Raw genomic sequence first — 2,313 nt, forward strand, 5'->3', positions numbered from 1 at the left:
CACCACGCCGCCCCGCCGGCCCGCCGGCCGCCGGCACGGCACGTTGCGCGGGCGCCTCGCCGCTTTCGGCCCGGCTCCGGTCAGCGGCCGACCTCGTGGCGGACCTGGATGGGAGTGCGTATCTCCACCGCATCCGGGACGATCCCGCGGCTCTGCAGATGCCGCCCCGACAGCGCCCAGCCGGCCGGGACCGCCGGCGTGTCCGACTGACCCGCGCGATCCGAGCCGGCATGATCCGAGCCTGCGTGATCCGAGCCGGTGGACCGATCGAGGGACCAGACGTCGGCACGGAACCACACGTCGCGCCACCGGGCGTCCTCGTCGGCCCGCAACTGGACGAAGCGGCGGCCCAGGACCTGGCAGGCGACCTGCACCGCGGTACCCGGGCTGTGCTCGAAGCCGCCGGACGGCTCCGTCCGATCGGCCACCCACCGGCTGCCGTCCAGACTGACCTGCACCAGATAGGCGAAGGTGACCGACGGGCAGTCCACCGGCGCCTCGACGGGCGAGTCGAGGCCGTAGGCGGGCAGTGCGTCGTCGGTCACGCTCACCATGATGTCACGCAGCGACGGCACCAATTACACCACGGGTGACAGTCCGCGGGCCGGCGAGGTCAGCAGGCACGTAGGAAACGGTCGAGGACCCGGACGCCGAAGCGCAGGGATTCGACCGGCACCCGCTCGTCCACGCCGTGGAACATCCCGGAGAAGTCCAGGTCCGCGGGCAGCAGCAGCGGGGAGAAGCCGAAGCAGCGGATCCCCAGCCTGGAGAACGACTTGGCGTCCGTCCCACCGGAAAGCATGTAGGGGACTGCCCGGGCGATCGGGTCCTCCGCGCGCAGCGAGGCGCCCATCGCCTCCACCAGCGCCCCGTCGAAACCGGTCTCGACCGCGTCGTCGTGGACGACCCACTCGCGCCGGATGTCCGGCCCGAGGATCTCGTCGAGCTGGCGGACGAACTCCTCTTCCTGGCCGGGCAGGTAGCGGCCGTCGACGTAGGCGGTGGCCTCGCCGGGGATGACGTTGACCTTCTCCCCGGCCTGCAGCTGGGTGGGGTTGACGGTATTGCGCAGCGTCGCGCCGATCATCCGGGCGACGGGGCCGAGCTTGCTGACCGTGGCCTGCAGGTCGTCGAGGTCGAACTCGATGCCGAGCGCGTCCCCCAGCTCGTTGAGGAACACCCGCACCGTCGGCGTGAGCACGAGCGGGAACTCGTGGCGGCCCAGGCGCGCCACCGCCTCGCACAGCGCCGTAACCGCGTTGTCGTCGCTGATCATCGACCCGTGCCCGGCCCGGCCGGACGCGGTCAGCTTCATCCACCCGAGCCCCTTCTCGGCCGTCTCGATGAGGTAGAGCCGCAGGTCGTCGGAGACGGTGTAGGAGAAGCCGCCGACCTCGCCGATCGCCTCGGTGCAGTCGGCGAACAGGTCGGGATGGTGCTCGACCAGCCAGCGGGCGCCGAGCACGCCGCCGGCCTCCTCGTCGGCGAGGAAGGCGACGACGAGGTCACGCGGGGGACGGCGGCCGGAGCGGGCGAGGTCGCGCACGACCGCGAGGGTCATCGCGTCCATGTCCTTCATGTCGACGGCGCCGCGCCCCCACAGGCAGCCGTCGACCTCCTCGCCGGCGAACGGCGCGACCCGCCACTGGCTGGCGTCGGCGGGCACCACGTCGAGGTGGCCGTGGATGAGCAGCGGCGCGCGGGACGGGTCGGTGCCCTCGATCCGGGCGACGACGCTGGTGCGCCCCGGCTCCGACTCCAGGATCGTCGGTTCGATGCCCACCTCGGCGAGCTTCGCGGCGACGTACTCGGCGATCGGGCGCTCGTGGCCGTCGCCGTTGCCGCGGTTGACCGACTCGAAGCGGAGCAGATCCCGACAGAGCTCGACCACCTCCCCCTCGGCGTCCGGTGCGCTCACCGGCAGCCGGATGCCACCGGTCGGGTCGGGGGACGAAGACGGCACGCTAGGCATGCCTCCAGTCTGCTCCGCCCGGGAGGCGCATGCCGGCCACGGACCGTACCGTGAAACGCGGGCGCAACCGAACAGCAGCATTGCGTCGCCGCGCCCTCGACCGAGGTAGCCCCACGGTGATCGCCGGTGGCGTGATCCGCGGCGACGACCGCGATCCCCTCGGGGGAGGTCCCGTGACCATCTACCAGTGCCCGCGCTCCGACCTTGTCTGCGCCGAACGCTTCCTCAGCACCGGTGACCTCGACTACCACCTCCACGTGACCCACGGTTATCGCAGCATCTGGCGCATCGTCTCGAGCCTGCGCCCGGAGCACCCGCTGCCGGTCGGCCCCCGCCCGGCC

The 2,313-nt window shown here is 72.3% G+C and carries 2 protein-coding genes; both read right to left on the reverse strand.

Annotated features, from left to right (window positions below; translation table 11 throughout):
• Positions 1-80: 80 nt before the first annotated feature.
• Entirely contained in the window at positions 81-575 is a 495-nt protein-coding gene (locus tag NBZ83_RS31700) for a hypothetical protein (protein ID WP_261567581.1), read from the reverse strand.
• A 38-nt stretch (positions 576-613) separates the two neighbouring features.
• Complete coding sequence (locus tag NBZ83_RS31705; RefSeq protein ID WP_261567582.1) at positions 614-1,972, reverse strand: M20/M25/M40 family metallo-hydrolase; 1,359 nt, start codon at positions 1,970-1,972, stop codon at positions 614-616.
• Positions 1,973-2,313 lie beyond the last annotated feature (341 nt).

Origin of the sequence: Frankia gtarii, from assembly GCF_025403375.1 — a bacterium.
GTDB classification, from domain to species: Bacteria; Actinomycetota; Actinomycetes; order Frankiales; family Frankiaceae; genus Frankia; species Frankia gtarii.

Bases quoted from the DNA above. Each gene is read 5' to 3' on its own strand.
- NBZ83_RS31705 (WP_261567582.1), bottom strand. From the start codon at position 1,972: ATGCCTAGCGTGCCGTCTTCGTCCCCCGACCCGACCGGTGGCATCCGG.